The organism is Rhizobium sp. BK060, assembly GCF_014193145.1.
Classification (GTDB): domain Bacteria; phylum Pseudomonadota; class Alphaproteobacteria; order Rhizobiales; family Rhizobiaceae; genus Rhizobium.
Genome location: NZ_JACHYW010000001.1, coordinates 166,108 through 180,947, shown reverse-complemented (window position 1 = coordinate 180,947; position 14,840 = coordinate 166,108). Strand labels below are relative to the sequence as shown.

General features: G+C 59.5%; 14 protein-coding genes and 1 pseudogene. 7 read left to right on the top strand and 8 right to left on the bottom strand.

The features are described 5' to 3' along the window. Positions 1-11: 11 nt before the first annotated feature. Positions 12-167: pseudogene (locus FHT71_RS32225) on the bottom strand (porin); the annotation flags it as partial. Between the two features lie 228 nt (positions 168-395). Here FHT71_RS32225 and FHT71_RS00780 point away from each other — a divergent pair. From FHT71_RS00780 to FHT71_RS00760, 5 genes are all read left to right on the top strand, one after another. Beyond that, the gene (locus tag FHT71_RS00780; RefSeq protein ID WP_132588149.1) at positions 396-1,421 is read left to right on the top strand and encodes a sulfate ABC transporter substrate-binding protein; all 1,026 of its coding nucleotides are present in this window, start codon (positions 396-398) and stop codon (positions 1,419-1,421) included. 8 nt (positions 1,422-1,429) lie between these two features. Beyond that, a complete protein-coding gene (gene cysT / locus FHT71_RS00775) occupies positions 1,430-2,287 on the top strand; it encodes a sulfate ABC transporter permease subunit CysT (RefSeq protein ID WP_132588150.1) in 858 nt (285 codons plus the stop codon). Further along, positions 2,277-3,149, top strand: coding sequence for a sulfate ABC transporter permease subunit CysW (cysW, locus tag FHT71_RS00770; RefSeq protein ID WP_132588151.1), 873 nt, complete (start codon positions 2,277-2,279; stop codon positions 3,147-3,149). Before cysT ends, cysW begins: the two co-directional genes overlap by 11 nt. Before the next feature lie 11 nt (positions 3,150-3,160). Beyond that, positions 3,161-4,207 (top strand): sulfate/molybdate ABC transporter ATP-binding protein, encoded by a 1,047-nt coding sequence (locus FHT71_RS00765; RefSeq protein WP_132588152.1) that lies wholly within the window; start codon positions 3,161-3,163, stop codon positions 4,205-4,207. A gap of 267 nt (positions 4,208-4,474) precedes the next feature. Next, positions 4,475-5,302 carry a cell wall hydrolase gene (locus FHT71_RS00760; RefSeq protein ID WP_132588153.1) on the top strand — a complete coding sequence of 276 codons (828 nt, stop codon included), beginning with the start codon at positions 4,475-4,477 and terminating at the stop codon, positions 5,300-5,302. Between the two features lie 10 nt (positions 5,303-5,312). On the opposite strand, the gene ugpC is transcribed toward FHT71_RS00760, so the two are convergent. The 7 genes from ugpC to FHT71_RS00725 all read right to left on the bottom strand — a co-directional run bounded on the left by ugpC (position 5,313) and on the right by FHT71_RS00725 (position 12,576). Beyond that, positions 5,313-6,368: a sn-glycerol-3-phosphate ABC transporter ATP-binding protein UgpC gene (ugpC, locus tag FHT71_RS00755; protein ID WP_007795431.1), complete on the bottom strand. Its 1,056-nt coding sequence runs from the start codon at positions 6,366-6,368 to the stop codon at positions 5,313-5,315. Positions 6,369-6,373: 5 nt separating this feature from the next. Further along, positions 6,374-7,204, bottom strand: a complete 831-nt coding sequence (locus tag FHT71_RS00750) for a carbohydrate ABC transporter permease (RefSeq protein WP_132588154.1) — start codon at positions 7,202-7,204, stop codon at positions 6,374-6,376. A 4-nt stretch (positions 7,205-7,208) separates the two neighbouring features. Further along, positions 7,209-8,144, bottom strand: a complete 936-nt coding sequence (locus FHT71_RS00745) for a sugar ABC transporter permease (protein WP_132588155.1) — start codon at positions 8,142-8,144, stop codon at positions 7,209-7,211. Positions 8,145-8,227: 83 nt separating this feature from the next. Beyond that, positions 8,228-9,487 (bottom strand): sugar ABC transporter substrate-binding protein, encoded by a 1,260-nt coding sequence (locus tag FHT71_RS00740; protein WP_132588156.1) that lies wholly within the window; start codon positions 9,485-9,487, stop codon positions 8,228-8,230. A gap of 37 nt (positions 9,488-9,524) precedes the next feature. Further along, a complete protein-coding gene (locus FHT71_RS00735) occupies positions 9,525-10,691 on the bottom strand; it encodes a PLP-dependent transferase (RefSeq protein WP_007795419.1) in 1,167 nt (388 codons plus the stop codon). Next, positions 10,688-11,410 carry a FadR/GntR family transcriptional regulator gene (locus FHT71_RS00730; RefSeq protein ID WP_132588157.1) on the bottom strand — a complete coding sequence of 241 codons (723 nt, stop codon included), beginning with the start codon at positions 11,408-11,410 and terminating at the stop codon, positions 10,688-10,690. Before FHT71_RS00730 ends, FHT71_RS00735 begins: the two co-directional genes overlap by 4 nt. 245 nt (positions 11,411-11,655) lie before the next feature. Continuing rightward, on the bottom strand, positions 11,656-12,576 hold the full coding sequence (locus FHT71_RS00725; protein ID WP_132588158.1) for a LysR family transcriptional regulator: 921 nt from the start codon (positions 12,574-12,576) through the stop codon (positions 11,656-11,658). A gap of 107 nt (positions 12,577-12,683) precedes the next feature. On the opposite strand from FHT71_RS00725, the gene FHT71_RS00720 reads away from it, so the two are divergent. Together FHT71_RS00720 and FHT71_RS00715 are read left to right on the top strand one after the other, a co-directional pair. Further along, positions 12,684-13,766 carry a 4-oxalomesaconate tautomerase gene (locus FHT71_RS00720; RefSeq protein WP_165933031.1) on the top strand — a complete coding sequence of 361 codons (1,083 nt, stop codon included), beginning with the start codon at positions 12,684-12,686 and terminating at the stop codon, positions 13,764-13,766. Positions 13,767-13,807: 41 nt separating this feature from the next. Then, a complete protein-coding gene (locus FHT71_RS00715; RefSeq protein WP_165933032.1) occupies positions 13,808-14,809 on the top strand; it encodes an ABC transporter substrate-binding protein in 1,002 nt (333 codons plus the stop codon). Positions 14,810-14,840: the final 31 nt, after the last annotated feature.

Here is a 14,840-nt window from a genome sequence, read left to right as displayed (position 1 = left end):
TCCACAGGCGGTCCGGCAACGCCCAGCGTATTCGGCCCCTCGCCGGGCTTGGGGCCGTAGGGGTCCTCCAGTTCGTCCAGAGCGATACCAGCGGTGATGACGTCGCCTTCGTACTGATAGCGGATCGAAACATGGTTCGTCTCGTTGCTGGCGACCACATCGGTCTCGCTCTTGGAATTGAAGGCCTCGCCAATATGAAGGGTAAGTGCTGGCAGACGGAGACCTTCGCATGCCCTGTCTTTCGGATTTTGCCGTGGCCAAGGAGAGCACGTCCATTTCCAAAGCGCGCCTCAAATGGGATGCCATTCCAGACTCAGGCTTGGAACAGAAACATTCTTCGTTTCATTATACGACCAACTTGGTAGAGTTTCGGCCACAAACGAAGGAGGTTTTCCATGCAGTCGATAAGGATTACACGGCTTCTCGCGGCTGTGGCGCTGGCAGGCAGCGTCGCAATCGGGGCTGTCGCTCCCGCATTCGCGGACCAGACGCTTCTCAACGTATCTTACGATCCGACGAGAGAGCTGTACAAGGATTTCAACGCCGCCTTCGCTGCGAAGTGGCAGAAGGACACCGGTGAGGCGGTGACGATCAAGGCGTCGCATGGCGGGTCCGGCGCGCAGGCGCGCTCGGTCATCGACGGGCTTGATGCCGACGTGGTAACCCTTGCCCTCGAGGGTGATATCGACGCGATTGCCACCAAGACCGGTAAGATTCCCGCTGATTGGAAAACGAAATTCCCGAACAATTCGACGCCCTACACGTCCACGATCGTCTTCCTTGTTCGCAAGGGCAATCCTAAGGGCATCAAGGATTGGGCCGATCTGGTGAAGGACGACGTCCAGGTCATCACGCCTAACCCGAAGACCTCAGGCGGCGCCCGCTGGAACTTCCTCGCGGCCTGGGCTTGGGCCAAGCAGGCAAATGGCGGCGATGACGCCAAGGCGAAGGAATACGTGACGAAGCTCCTGCAACATGTTCCCGTTCTCGATACCGGCGCGCGTGGCGCAACGACCACCTTCGTCCAGCGTGGTCTCGGCGACGTTCTTCTTGCCTGGGAAAACGAAGCGTATCTTTCCCTGGAAGAACTCGGTCCCGATCAGTTCGAGATCGTGACGCCGACTTTCTCGATCCGCGCTGACCCGCCAGTCGCCGTTGTTGACGGCAACGTCGACAAGAAGGGTACCCGCAAGGTCGCGGAGGCTTACCTGAACTATCTCTATTCGGACGAGGGCCAGAAGATTGCAGCCAAGCACTTCTACCGGCCGACCAAGCCCGAAGCGGCCGATAAGGCAGACATTGCGCGCTTCGCGAACCTGAAGCTGGCGACGATCGATGATTTCGGCGGCTGGAAGGAAGCGCAGCCGAAATTCTTCGGCGATGGCGGCGTATTTGACCAAATCTACAAGCCGGCACAATAATACGTCGCATGAAAGCACATAGCCCCACGCGGTGGCGGTTCAGACGGCCGAGCGTCATTCCAGGCTTTGGAATGGCGCTCGGCCTTACCTTGACCTGGCTCACCCTTCTGATCCTGATACCGCTTTCAGGCCTTGCCTGGCGGTCAAGCGAGCTTGGCTTGGCAAAGTTCCTGGCCATTGCCTTCGATCCTCGCACCCTGAGCGCCTTGCGCATCAGCTTCGGCGCCGCTTTTGCGGCGGCCTGCATCAATGCTGCCTTCGGCGTCGTGCTGGCCTGGGTGCTGGTGCGCTACCGCTTTCCCGGCAAGCGCGTCATCGATGCCATGGTGGACCTGCCTTTTGCGCTGCCGACCGCCGTGGCCGGCATCGCGCTTGCGACCCTTTACGCACCGAACGGCTGGATCGGACAGTTCCTGACGCCGCTCGGCATCAAGATCGCCTTCACGCCACTCGGTATCGTCATTGCTCTCGTCTTCGTTGGCTTGCCTTTCGTGGTGCGCACGGTGCAGCCTGTCATGGAGGAGATCGACAAGGAGGTCGAGGAGGCCGCCGCTACGCTCGGCGCCACTCGTCTTCAGACCATCTTTCGTGTGCTTCTACCCGGATTGGCGCCACCTGTTTTGACAGGCTTCGCGCTCGCTTTTGCCCGTGGGGTCGGCGAATATGGCTCGGTGATCTTCATTGCCGGCAACCTTCCGTTCCGGTCGGAAATCGCACCGTTGCTGATTGTCATCAAGCTTGAAGAATACAATTATGCAGCCGCGACAGCCATCGCCGCCGTGATGCTGGTGATCTCGTTTGTCATGTTGTTGATTATCAACCTTATCCAGAGTTGGCGCAGACGGAGGTATGGCTATGGCGCTTGATACAAGCCTTCAGCCAACAAAGGTGCGTTCCGCCGTTACCGAGCACCGGTTTGCACGTTGGACGCTGATCCTTGCCTCGCTCATCTTCCTGACGCTCATCCTGCTTCTACCCTTGGCGGCAGTCTTCGTCGAAGCGTTCCGTAAGGGTGCCGGGGCGTTCCTCGAGGCATTGCAGGACGAGGAGACCTTTTCGGCCATCCGCCTGACCCTCATCGTCGCCGGCGTCAGCGTGCCTCTCAACCTGATCTTTGGCCTGGCGGCTGCCTGGGCGATTGCCAAGTTCGAGTTCAAGGGTAAGGCCTTCCTGACGACGTTGATCGACTTGCCCTTTTCAGTCTCGCCTGTCATTTCGGGTCTGGTGTTCGTCCTTTTGCTTGGTGCCAACACTCATCTTGGCCACTGGTTGAGCGCCCACGACATCAAGATCCTGTTTGCCGTTCCCGGGCTGATCCTCGCCACCATGTTCGTCACCTTCCCCTTCGTGGCACGCGAACTGATCCCGCTGATGCAGGAACAGGGAACGGGCGACGAAGAGGCGGCGCTTTCGCTCGGTGCCAGCGGCTGGCAGACTTTCTGGTATGTGACTTTGCCCAACATCAAATGGGGTCTGCTCTACGGCGTGCTGTTGTGCAATGCTCGCGCGATGGGCGAGTTTGGCGCCGTATCGGTGGTCTCCGGCCATATTCGGGGACAGACGAACACGATGCCGCTGCAGGTGGAAATTCTCTACAACGAGTACAATTTCACCGGCGCGTTCGCCGTTGCCACCCTGCTTGCGTTGCTTGCACTCGTGACCCTTGTTTTGAAGACGCTGCTCGAGATGCGATACAGCGAAGAAATAGCCGCCAGCCGGCGGCACTGAAGGAATAAGTAATGGAAGTTCGCGTACAAAACCTGCGCAAGGAATTCGACCGGTTTCCGGCGCTGCACGACGTCTCGCTCGACATCCGCTCCGGCGAACTGATCGCACTGCTGGGGCCGTCCGGCTCCGGCAAGACGACCTTGCTGCGCCTCATCGCCGGTCTGGAGAGCCCGACGGAAGGACTGATCTACTTTGGCGACGAGGACGCGTCGAAGAAGACCGTGCAGCAGCGCAATGTTGGCTTTGTGTTCCAGCATTATGCCCTGTTCCGGCATATGACCGTGCTCGACAATGTCTCCTTCGGCCTGAACGTGCGTGATGGCGCGCGACGGCCACCTAAGGCGGAAATCCGCAGGCGGGCGCTGGAGCTTCTCGACCTTGTCCAACTGTCCGGTCTTGAGAAGCGCTATCCGGCCCAGCTATCCGGCGGCCAGCGCCAGCGCGTCGCGCTCGCGCGCGCCATGGCGGTCGAACCAAACGTGCTCCTGCTCGACGAGCCCTTCGGCGCGCTCGACGCCCAGGTGCGCAAGGACCTGCGCAAATGGCTGCGCGAGATCCATGATCGCACGGGTCACACGACCGTTTTCGTCACGCATGACCAGGACGAGGCGATGGAGCTTGCCGACCGCGTTGTCGTCATGAGCCAGGGCGCGATCGAGCAGGTCGGAACACCCGATGAGGTTTATGACAACCCGAACTCTCCCTTTGTCTTCGGCTTTGTCGGACAGTCCAATTGTCTCGACGTGCAGGTCAATGGTGGAGAAATCTGGTTCGAGGACCGGCCGCTTGGGCTCAAGGTCGAAAACGAAGCGGATGGGGATGCCCAGCTCTACTTTCGGCCACATGACATCGAACTGCGAGATGGTTGCGGTGGCTGCATCGCTGGCTTGCTGACGACCAGCCGGCGCGTCGCCGGCACGCGCCACATCGAGGTTGACATCGGCAAGGGGCATCCACCGATCGAACTGGAACTGTCGCCATCGCAGGCCGGAAGCCTCGATCGCAGCCGGATCGCCTTCCGACCGAAGCGGTGGAAATTGTTCCACGCAGCGCGATAGGGATAGGAACGGGGCTCATGCGGTTTGGTGCGCCCCGAATCAGCGTGTGACGACAGGCTGATTTCGACCATTGCGGACGTCACCTGCAGTAGCGACTATCATCGCTTTCAGTGCGTTATGCGATCGCGAATCAGCCGGCTCAGCAGGCAAAAGGCGGCCAAATCAAATTGTGATACTAATTGGGTTTGAAATTTACCCGAAACGCAGGTAGAAAAGCGACCACTTAATCGAGAAGGGCTTACTACTCCAGATAGGGGGCACCTGCCATTGAGGGCGCATCTAGCGTTGGGAAAATCTCTCGCCGGGATTTTGTTTGCGGGCATGGCGGCTGCGAGCTGCACGACCGCCCAGCAACCGGCTCCAAAGGTGGCTAGCCAGGCCGCCAAGCCAAGGAACGCGGCGCAGACGGCGCAGCTGACAAAAGTCACCTTCAATTATAATGCCAAGGATCGCGATTGCCTAAAGCGGGCAATGTACTTTGAATCCGAGCATTCGGATCGCGACGGCTATATGGCGGTCGGAACCGTGGTCATGAACCGGCTGACGTCGGGTGCCTATCCCGATTCGATCTGCGGCGTCGTTGCCCAGGAGAGGCAGTTCGCCCCTGGTGTAATGACGCGCGAAGTCGAGCCTATGGCCGAGATCGAACTGACAGACGCTGCCGACGCAATCTTGCGTGGCGAACGGCATCCGGGTGTCAAGGACGCGATGTTCTTTCACACAGACGGTCTGAAGTTCTCGTACCGGAACATGCATTACGTGGCGATTGCCGGCGGCAATGCGTTTTACGAGAAGCGCGGCCGGGACGGCGAGCTGCAAACGCCAGCGCCCCTGCCCTCGTATGAAGTTGCCATGAACTATCTGCCCGGCCAGAGCCTGATGCCAGCACAGTTTGCGGCGCTCGTTCCAACCACCGTCCCGGTGCCGATCCCAATGCCGGGGTCAGGGGCCACATTGGGAAGAGAACCGGCCGTGCCGACGCCGACGGAAACGGCCGTGCCCATCACCCCTGAAGCGGTGATGCCGATCGCCATTCCGACGCCAAGACCAGCCTTCAATGACGCCGTGCTGCGCGGCAGCCTTGCCCACGGCTGAGGCTCGTTTCCTATTTTGCTCTGTTTCCATCCGTGTCGAAGACGTGCAGATGCTGCGCGGGGAACGACACGTTGATCGTTGGACCGGCTGTCAGCGCAGCACGGTCGAGCGTGAAGATCTTGAACGGCAGACCGTGCAGCGACAGATGCAGGATGATGCCGAATCCCGTCGGTTCGACCAATTCGACGTTTGCATTCAGACCGCCCTGATCGGCAATGACGACATGCTCCGGCCGGATCCCCAACGTGACCTTGGCGCCGTTTGCGAGTGACAGCGGCGCAGCCAAAGGAACGATCGTTCCATCCTTCAGACGGACACCGCCGTCAGCATAGGTCGCGTCGAGGAAATTCATGCCCGGCGAGCCGATGAAGCCGGCGACGAAGAGGTTGGCAGGGCGATCGTAGAGTTCCAGAGGGCTGCCGACCTGCTGCACGACGCCGGCATGCATGGCAACGATCCTGTCTGCCAGCGTCATCGCCTCGATCTGGTCATGGGTGACATAGATCGAGGTCGCCTTCAGGTCGCCGTGCAGTTTTTTGATCTCCGCGCGCATCTGTTCGCGCAGTCGGGCGTCGAGGTTCGACAGCGGCTCGTCGAAGAGGAAGGCCTTCGGCTGGCGCACGATGGCGCGACCCATGGCGACGCGCTGGCGCTGGCCACCCGAAAGCGCCTTCGGCCGGCGTTCCAGCAGTGGGTCGAGGCCAAGCTTGGAGGCGGCTGCTCCGACTGCGCTGGCGATCTTTTCCTTGGCCGTTTTCCGAAGCTTCAGGCTGTAGCTCATGTTGCCGGCGACATTCATGTGCGGATAGAGCGCGTAGGACTGGAACACCATGGCGATATCGCGGTCCTTCGGATGCAGTTCGTTGACCCGATTGCCGGCGATGCGGATCTCGCCGCCGGTAACGTCCTCCAGACCTGCGATCATGCGCAGCAGGGTGGACTTGCCGCAGCCCGACGGGCCGACGAGTACGACGAACTCTCCGTCCCTGATCCTGAGGTCGACGTCGTGCAGCACCTTGACGGGACCGTAGGCCTTCTTGACGTTCTGGATATCGATCGATGCCATTTTGATTAACCCTTGACCGCGCCGGCCGTCAGGCCCTGGACGAGATAACGCTGGATAAGCAGGAAGAAGAGACCGGCCGGGATGAGCGCGAGCACGCCCGCCGCCATCATCTGCCCGAAATCCACGGAGAATTTGGAAACGAAGGTCAGAAGCCCGACCGGGAAAGTTGCCGCGTCGTTGCCGTTGATCAGCATGAGGGCAAAGAGCAGTTCGCTCCACGCAGCGGTGAAGACGAAGCCGAGCGTTGCCGCGATGCCAGGCAGCGTCAGCGGCAGGATGATCTGCCGGAAGGCAGTGAACTGCGTTGCGCCGTCGATCATCGCCGCCTCCTCGAGATCCTTCGGGATACCGTCGAAGAACGACTGCATCAGGAAGGTGGCGAAGGGCACGTTGAAGGCGGTGTAGACAACGACGAGACCGGTGAGGCTGTTTGTCAGATGCAACGGCGTCAGGATCTTGAAGATCGGTGCAACCAGCATGACAAGCGGGAACATCTGGGTCAGCAGCATCAACGCGACGATCCAATACTTGGCCCGAAAATTAAATCGCGACAGGGCGTAGCCGGAAAGCGAGGCGCAGATCGTAACGACGACGGCGGTCGAGGTCGACACGATCAGGCTGTTCTTGAAGAAGGTCGGAAAAGCGCTGTGCTGAATGACGAAGGAATAGTGTTCCCATGTCGTCCTCGATGGCCACATCCTGACCCCCTCCGTGTAGAGCAGGTCATTCGGCGTCACCGACACCTTGAGCAGCCAGAACAGTGGAAACAGCGCAAACGCGATGTAGCAGAGAATGGCCAGGCGATGCGCGAGGGTGGGGAGAATGGACCGCTTCATAACATCAATCCTTGTTCAGCAGGGTCTGCCGCAGCAGGATGATCAGCATCGAATAGGCAAGCAGCAGCACCAAGAGCACCAGCGCGATCGCCGAGGCGTAGCCGAAGTCGAGGCGCCTGAAGGCCTGCGTGAAGATGTAGCTGGCGACGATTTGCGTCCGGTCGGCCGGTCCGCCGCCCGTCATGACGACGATCAGGTCGGCAAAATTGGAGACCCAGACGGTGCGCAGCAGCACGGTGATGGCAATGGTCGGCGCGAGGAAGGGCAAGGTAATCGAGCGAAAGCGCTGGAACCAGCTGGCGCCATCGATGGATGCCGCTTCATAGAGGTCACGCGGGATCGCCTGCAGAGCCGCGAGCAGCGTGATCGCGAAGAAGGGTATGCCCCACCAGACGTTGGCGATGATCGGTCCCCACATGGCATGTTGCGGATCGGAGAGGATGTTTCCTGGCTCGCTCATCAGGCCGAGCGCAAACAGCCAGTGCGGGATTGGTCCGATCACGGGATTGAACAGCCACGCCCAGTTCAGACCGGCGAGGAAGGAAGGAACCGCCCAGGGCAGGAAGACGAGAGCCTGCACGACGCCCCTGCCCCAGAACGGCTTGTCGAGCAGCAGCGCGAGAATGAGGCCGAAGACGAATTGCAGGAAGACGGAGGCGCCTGTCCACAAGAGCGTATTCTTCAGAGCACCGTAGAAGGCCGCGTCTTTTGAGAGTGCACGGAAGTGATCAAGCCCGATGAAGCCGCCCGAAAACGGATTCAGCAGCTGGATGTCGCGAAATGCGTAGGAAATCCCGATCATCAGTGGCACCAGCATCACTGCAATGATCAGGATGAGCGACGGCGCACTATAAAGATAGGGTTCAGAGGCATCGGCGACGCGCTTCAGCCAGGGGCGTCTATCCTGGCGCCTGTCTAGCGTATCGGCAGTGATGGTCATCGGGCAAAGTCCGTTTCGCGGCGCGCTTTGCGCCGTCGCAAGAAACTGAAGGGGCGGCGGACAGGTCCGCCGCCGGTGGTCCGTTACTTCTTGGCGAGGAACTTCTGCTGTGCCTTGGTCAGATAGTCTGCCCACTGGTCAGCCAGTTCCTTCGGCGTGATGTCGCCGAGAAGCGCCTGCTGCGTCGTCTTGATGGCGAGCGAGTCCTTGAAGAAGGCGAATTCCTCGAGATAGGTCGGCATCACCGTCGGAACGACGTTGGGATCAGCCAGTTCCTCGAACCAGCCTTTGAACTGCTCGCCGGCATAGAAGGGATCCTTCTCTGCCGAGGTGTGGACCGGCAGGGCGCCGGTGCGCTTGTTCCACTCGATGTTGCCTTCCGGGCCCTCAAGCGTTTCGATGAGCTTCCAGGAAAGATCCTTGTTCTGGCTCGTCGTGAACATCGACCAGCCAGCGAAGCCGATCGTCGTGAACGCCTTGCCGCTCGGACCAGCCGGCATCTTGGTGACGCCGAAATCATCCGGCTTCATGCGCTGGGCGATGGCGATCAGAGCGTCTGGGTCCTGGTCGAGCATGGCGCAGGTGCCGGAGTAGAAGCCGGCGACGGTTTCATTGAAGCCCCAGTTGACACTGTCCTTCGGCGTCAGGCCCTTCTTGTAGAGATCGACGACCCATTCGAGACCCTTTGCCCAGCCTTCGCTGTTCATGGTCGAGGTGCCGTCCTCGTTAAAGAACTTGTTGGAGCCGGCCATCGTCGCGCCGAACATCACCCAGCCATTGAGGCCGCCCGGACCACCGCGCAGGCAGTAGCCGGACTTGCCGGGGAGCTTGGAGACCTTCTCGGAGGCGGCGACGAAATCGTCGAGCGTCTTCGGTGGTTCGGCAACACCAGCTTCCTGGAAGAGCTTCTTGTTGTAGAACAGCGCACGCAGGTAGAAGCCATAGGGCAACATGTAGGCTGTGTTCTTGACGTCGCGGCCGAGTTCGAGCGCGCGCGGCGTCAGGCCCTTGGTGTGCTCCCACTTGGCAAGATAAGGCTCGAGGCTTTCGAGCATGCCGTTGTTGGCATAGAGCGAAAGCCAGGTGTCGGGCATTTCGATGACGTCAGGCGTGTCGCCGGCCGAAACCATTGTCGCGAACTTCTGGAAGGCTTCGTTCCAGGGCAGCGAGATGATGTCGACCTTGGTGCCGGGGTTTGCAGCCTCGAATTTGCCGACGATCGACTTCAGCGTCTCGGTGCGTTCGGGGCTGGTGATGACCTCGACCAGCTTGAGCGTGGTGTCGGCGAGTGCCGTACCGGCCATCATCGTGGCGAGTAGAGTGGCCGTAATCAGTCTCTTCATGCTTGCTCCCCCTTTTCAGGTTTTTGAGGTTGTGAACTTAAGAGGCGACCGCCAATGCCGCCTCGATGTCCTTCCACAAGGCCTCGGTTCCTTCGAGGCCAATGTGAAGACGTACGGACCGCGCATGGATCCCGAAGGTATGCGCGGAATTCGGTTGCGCCTTCTGCTGAAGGACGACCTCGCCTGGTACGATCAGGCTTTCATGCCCACCCCAGCTCACTCCCAGTTTGAAGAGCTTGAGGTGATCGGCGAAGGCGCGGATATCGACGCCCTCGCGGAATATGAAGGAGAACAGGCCCGATGTGCCGTTGAGGCCCGCAGGCAGGCGATTGGCAAGGCCCGGATGGCAGACAGTCTCCACCACGTCGAGCTCCTGCAGGCGTTTGGCGATCGTCATCGCGGCCGCCTCATGCGCTCGCATACGGATCGGCAGGGTACGCAGGCCGCGGATCAGAAGCCAGGCATCAAACGGCGAGAGTTTGCCACCGAGATAGGGATAGGCCTCTGCCTTGATGCGGGCGATCATCTCCTTCGAGCCGGCGACGACACCGGCGACGACGTCGCTGTGGCCGCCGAGATATTTCGAGGCCGAATGGATGACGATATCGACGCCGAGTGAGATCGGCTGCTGGAAGTAGGGGCTCGCCCAGCTGTTGTCGATCATGGTGACGATGCCATGCTTCTTGGCGAGTGCCGCGAGCGCGCCGACATCGTGGGCTTCCATCACCCAGCTCGTCGGGCTTTCCATGTAGAAGACCTTGGCGCCGGGCAGCGCTTTCGCCACGGCTTCCTCATCGCGACCATCGACATAGGTCACCTCGACCTTCATGCGCTTCAGGATCGTACCGAACAGGCGGAAGGCATCGGGATAGACATGCTTGACGGCAACAATCCGGTCGCCCGGCTCGACGAAGGACAGCACCGCCGAAGAGATCGCCGCCATGCCGCTTGCAAAGCCGAGCGCATCTTCGGCACCTTCGAGCTTTGCCAGCATTTCCTCGAACATGCGAACAGTCGGATTGAGGCCGCGGGTATAGATCGGCCGGACCTTCTCGCCCCGATAGGAGGAGATCATGTCGTCATAGTCGGAAAAGGTGAAAAGCGATGTCTGGAAAATCGGCGGCACGACGGCTTCGGCGAAGTTTCCTTCGTCGTGTGCGGTGATGAGCGAGGCAAGATCGAACGCGTCTGCGCCGTTATTCATTTGGACATTTCCTTGATATCTTCCTCGACAACTTCGAGGATTTTCAATGTCTCTTTGCGTGCGGCCTCGGCGTCCCGGGCGGCGATCGCGTTGAAGAGCGTACGGTGAAAGGGGAAGGAGCGGCGGGCAAAATCCTCGCGCTCGAAGGGGTGCTCCCAGAACTGCCAGAAAGTCTCTCGCATCTGCTCGAGAAGCTGGCGGAAAAGCGGATTGTGGGTGGCGTCATAGATTGCCAGATGGAAGGCGAGGTCTTCCGGTCCCGATGTGCCCTTCTGGATGTGGACACGTTCCATCTCGTTGAGGTTCTGCTCGATCAGGATGAGATCCTTGTCGGTCCGCTTTCGCGCGGCGACCATGCAGGCCTCGCATTCGATCCCGCGGCGCACCTCGAGCGTTTGCAGCAACGCATCGCGCAGATGGCCGGTATCAAGCGACAGCGGCATGTGGATCGTCGCCTTCGAAACCGGCTTCAGCAGGTAAGTGCCGCTGCCCTTGCGGGTTTCGATGACGCCCAGCGCCTGAAAGTGACGGATCGCTTCGCGGATCGTCGAACGGCCCACCATCAGCGCTGACATCAGTTCACGCTCTGCCGGTAGCCGATCGCCGGCCTTCAGCTGCGCGCTCTGAACATAATCGGCCAAGGCGTCTGTCACCTGACGTGCCCGATCGATTGCCGGGAGCGGCCGGATAACCGGCCTGTCGCTGCTTGATGCCTTCATGGTTCCCCAAATTTTTTATAGGCAGCCCGACCTTCAAATTGGTCTGACATCTTAGCATTTCGCAAAGATTGGCTAGCGTCAAGTGCGAGCTTTGTAGGTTAGCGAGATCCTCGTGTTCGCTCTAGTCGTACGATCTTTGCCATCCGATAGGCTCCTTATCGCCAGTGTCGGCTGACGTTAGGCGCGCCGAACGCGCGCCGCAATGAAGGCCTCTGCATGACATTCCTGCAAGTGCACCAATGAGGTTAGCCAACATCAGGCGTGAGAGTGCCACCCTTCCACGTCTTCAAAAGCACCTCGATGAACTTTCCGGCAGCGGGCGACAGTTGCGCGCCGCGGCGGCGGACGATACCGATGGTTCGGGTCACCACCGGGTCGATGATTGGGCGCGAGACCAAGTACGGGTGCTCTTCTTGAGGCGTCGCTAGCCGAGGAAGAACTGAAATACCGAGCCCGGCTTCGACCAGTCCTAGCGACGTGTTGAGATGAGTGACCTCATAGAACCAGTTCAAGCGAAGATTATGCTTCGCAAGAGCGCCGTCTAAAAGGACCCGGTTACCGCTCGAGCGATCAACGACTACGAGAGGGTAGCCGTCGAGTTGCCCCCAATTCACCTGGTCATGAGCTGCGAGCGGGTGATCCTTGCGCATGGCAAGCACGAAGGGGTCATCGATCAAAGGTTCGAACGAAAGGTCTGGGTCCGAATTTCCCATCAGATTGATGCCAAACTCGACCTCCCCGCGAGCCACCGCCTGCAGCCCCTCGTTGGCTGTTAGATCGCGGATACGCAGCCTGATATGGGGATAGTCAGTGCCAAACTTCTTGATGACCGTTGGCAGAAAATAGAAGGCAGCAGTTGGAACGCACGCCATCGTGATCAGTCCGCGCCGCTGCGAACCGCCATCCTTGAGGGCAAAAAGAGAACCATCGAACTCCTCGAGCATCCGCCTCACTAGCGGAAGTAGCTCCTGCCCGGTCGCCGTGGCAGCTACATGTCTGGTCGTCCGATCCAGCAATGGCGCGCCGATCGACTGTTCGAGCTTCTGGATGCGCCTGGTGAGAGCCGGCTGTGAAATATTGAGAGCCTCGGCAGCTCGGTGAAAGCTCTCAAGGTCTACCACCGCCTGAAAGGCACGGAGATCCAATACTTCGCAATTGATGCTCATATTGCAATAATCCCTTCAAAGATTGCATTTCACAATTAGGCCGACGTTCCACATATTGCAATAAGCAAGACCATTAATCCGACTTGCGCAATATTCGAGGACCTGTAATGAACGACCTAATACGCATACCATGCGTCCTTATGCGCGGCGGCACTTCGCGGGGCCCGTTTTTTCTGGCCTCCGATTTGCCTGGCGATCAAGCTGGTCGCGACGCAGCGCTGCTTTCCATCATGGGATCGGGGCACCCGCTGCAGATTGATGGGATCGGAGGAGGAAACCCGGTGACGTCGAAAGTCGCCATCATCGGTCCAGCTAGCGTTCCTGGAGCGGACGTCGACTACCTGTTTGCACAGGTGCGCACCGACCGACAGATCGTGGATTACTCGCCGAATTGCGGCAACATGCTCGCCGCTGTCGGTCCGTTCGCAATCGAGGCCGGTCTAGTAGCAGCCGCGAATTTTGACACTGTCGTGCGCATTCACAACGTCAACACGGGAAAAATCATCGAGGCGAAGGTTCCGACACGGAAAGGCGAGGTCATCTATCTGGGCGATGCTTCGATCGATGGAGTACCGGGCCTCGCCGCTCCAATCGCCCTCACCTTCCTGGACGCGGCCGGCGCTAAAACGGGAAAGCTCTTCCCCACTGGCAACCCTTCGGACGTCATCGCAGGTATCGAAGTTACCGCAATCGATTGCGCCATCCCGATGGTCCTTGTTCGCGCTGCAGACATGGGCGTGACCGGTTACGAAGACGCCGCCTCGCTATCGGCGAACCTTCAGCTTATCGACCGCCTCGCCTCCATCCGCACCGAGGCAGGTCGTTTGATGGGCATGGGAGACGTGTCCGACATGATCATTCCTAAGCCTGTCCTGATCTCGCCGGCGCGGAACGGCGGGACTTTGTCAGTGAGATACTTCATGCCCAACGACTGCCATCCGGCCCTCGCTACCACCGGTGCAGTCGGAATCGCTACCGCCGCCACTACCTCAGGAACGGTAGCGTCACAGATCGTCGGCGAAAACGGACTGCCGACGCTGGTTCGTATCGAACACCCCAGCGGACGTATCGACGTGCAGCTGGAGACGCGAAACGGATCGACAGTCGCGGGCCTAGTCAGGACCGCGAGGAGACTGTTCGAAGGCTATGCCTTCGCCAAGCCGAACGAGCGTGTCGAACACGCTGCATAACCTGCTCCGGCGAGGACCGGAGCAAATAGGGAGGAAATCTCATGCGTAAATATTTCTTGGCAGCAGCTACCGCGCTGTCTCTCGCTACCGCAGCTAATGCCGACTCCGTTCGCATGAGCGTGGGCTCCTATAATCTAAACAACCTACCTTTCCCTGTCGCCGAAAGCCTGGGATTCTATAAGCAAGAGGGCCTGGACGTCACGACTGAGAACTTCGCGCAAGGCGGCTCGAAAGTACTCCAGGCCCTGGTGGCCGGATCGACGGATGTCGCTGTCGGTTTCTACGACCACACGATCCAGATGCAGTCCCAAGGCAAGCATGTTGTCGGCTTCGTCCAGCTCGCAAGGAATTCAGGCCTTGTTCTCGCGGGCAAGAACGATAGCGATTTCGATCCGGCGAAACCGGAAACAATCAAGGGAAAGAACGTCGGCATCACCTCGCCCGGTTCCTCGTCCGACTTCTTCATCCGTTATTACCTCAAGCAGCATGGCCTGAGTGACAATGACATCTCGATCATCGGTGTCGGCTCGGGAGCCGCGGCTGTCGCCGCCTTGCAGCAGGGCAAAATCGACCTCCTGGTCAACTACGACCCCGCCGCCACGATCGTCGTAGAGCGTGGGCTTGGCAAAATACTTATCGATGCGAGGAGCGACGAAGGTGCCAAAGCTGTTTACGGAGGCATCTATCCGACGTCAGTGCTCTATGCCAACCAAGATTACATCAACGAGCACCCTGAGGTCATTCAGAAGGTTACCAATGCGACGGTGAAGGCGCTTCATTGGATGAAGGAACACTCTGCCGAGGAGATCGTCGCCCAACTCCCCGACGACTTCGTCTCGGGCGATAAGCAGACCTACATCAAGGCAGTGGAGAACGCGAAGGCGATCTTCTCCCAAGACGGCCGGTTCACGCCCGCCGACCTCGAGGTTCCCCTCGCAGTTCTCAAGAGCTTTAACGAAAGCGTCGGCAAGGCCACGATCGACCTCAATACGACCTACACCAACAAGTTCGTCGAAGCCGCTGGCCACAGTGCTGAAAACTAAGGGGTTAAATATGTCAAACGCAGCAAGGAAG

What these genes read in the sequence shown, in the direction of transcription:
- FHT71_RS00780 (WP_132588149.1), top strand. Translation starts at nt 396, where the DNA reads ATGCAGTCGATAAGGATTACACGGCTTCTCGCGGCTGTGGCGCTGGCA.
- cysT (WP_132588150.1), top strand. Translation starts at nt 1,430, where the DNA reads ATGAAAGCACATAGCCCCACGCGGTGGCGGTTCAGACGGCCGAGCGTC.
- cysW (WP_132588151.1), top strand. Translation starts at nt 2,277, where the DNA reads ATGGCGCTTGATACAAGCCTTCAGCCAACAAAGGTGCGTTCCGCCGTT.
- FHT71_RS00765 (WP_132588152.1), top strand. Translation starts at nt 3,161, where the DNA reads ATGGAAGTTCGCGTACAAAACCTGCGCAAGGAATTCGACCGGTTTCCG.
- ugpC (WP_007795431.1), bottom strand. Translation starts at nt 6,368, where the DNA reads ATGGCATCGATCGATATCCAGAACGTCAAGAAGGCCTACGGTCCCGTC.
- FHT71_RS00750 (WP_132588154.1), bottom strand. Translation starts at nt 7,204, where the DNA reads ATGAAGCGGTCCATTCTCCCCACCCTCGCGCATCGCCTGGCCATTCTC.
- FHT71_RS00745 (WP_132588155.1), bottom strand. Translation starts at nt 8,144, where the DNA reads ATGACCATCACTGCCGATACGCTAGACAGGCGCCAGGATAGACGCCCC.
- FHT71_RS00740 (WP_132588156.1), bottom strand. Translation starts at nt 9,487, where the DNA reads ATGAAGAGACTGATTACGGCCACTCTACTCGCCACGATGATGGCCGGT.
- FHT71_RS00735 (WP_007795419.1), bottom strand. Translation starts at nt 10,691, where the DNA reads ATGAATAACGGCGCAGACGCGTTCGATCTTGCCTCGCTCATCACCGCA.
- FHT71_RS00730 (WP_132588157.1), bottom strand. Translation starts at nt 11,410, where the DNA reads ATGAAGGCATCAAGCAGCGACAGGCCGGTTATCCGGCCGCTCCCGGCA.
- FHT71_RS00725 (WP_132588158.1), bottom strand. Translation starts at nt 12,576, where the DNA reads ATGAGCATCAATTGCGAAGTATTGGATCTCCGTGCCTTTCAGGCGGTG.
- FHT71_RS00720 (WP_165933031.1), top strand. Translation starts at nt 12,684, where the DNA reads ATGAACGACCTAATACGCATACCATGCGTCCTTATGCGCGGCGGCACT.
- FHT71_RS00715 (WP_165933032.1), top strand. Translation starts at nt 13,808, where the DNA reads ATGCGTAAATATTTCTTGGCAGCAGCTACCGCGCTGTCTCTCGCTACC.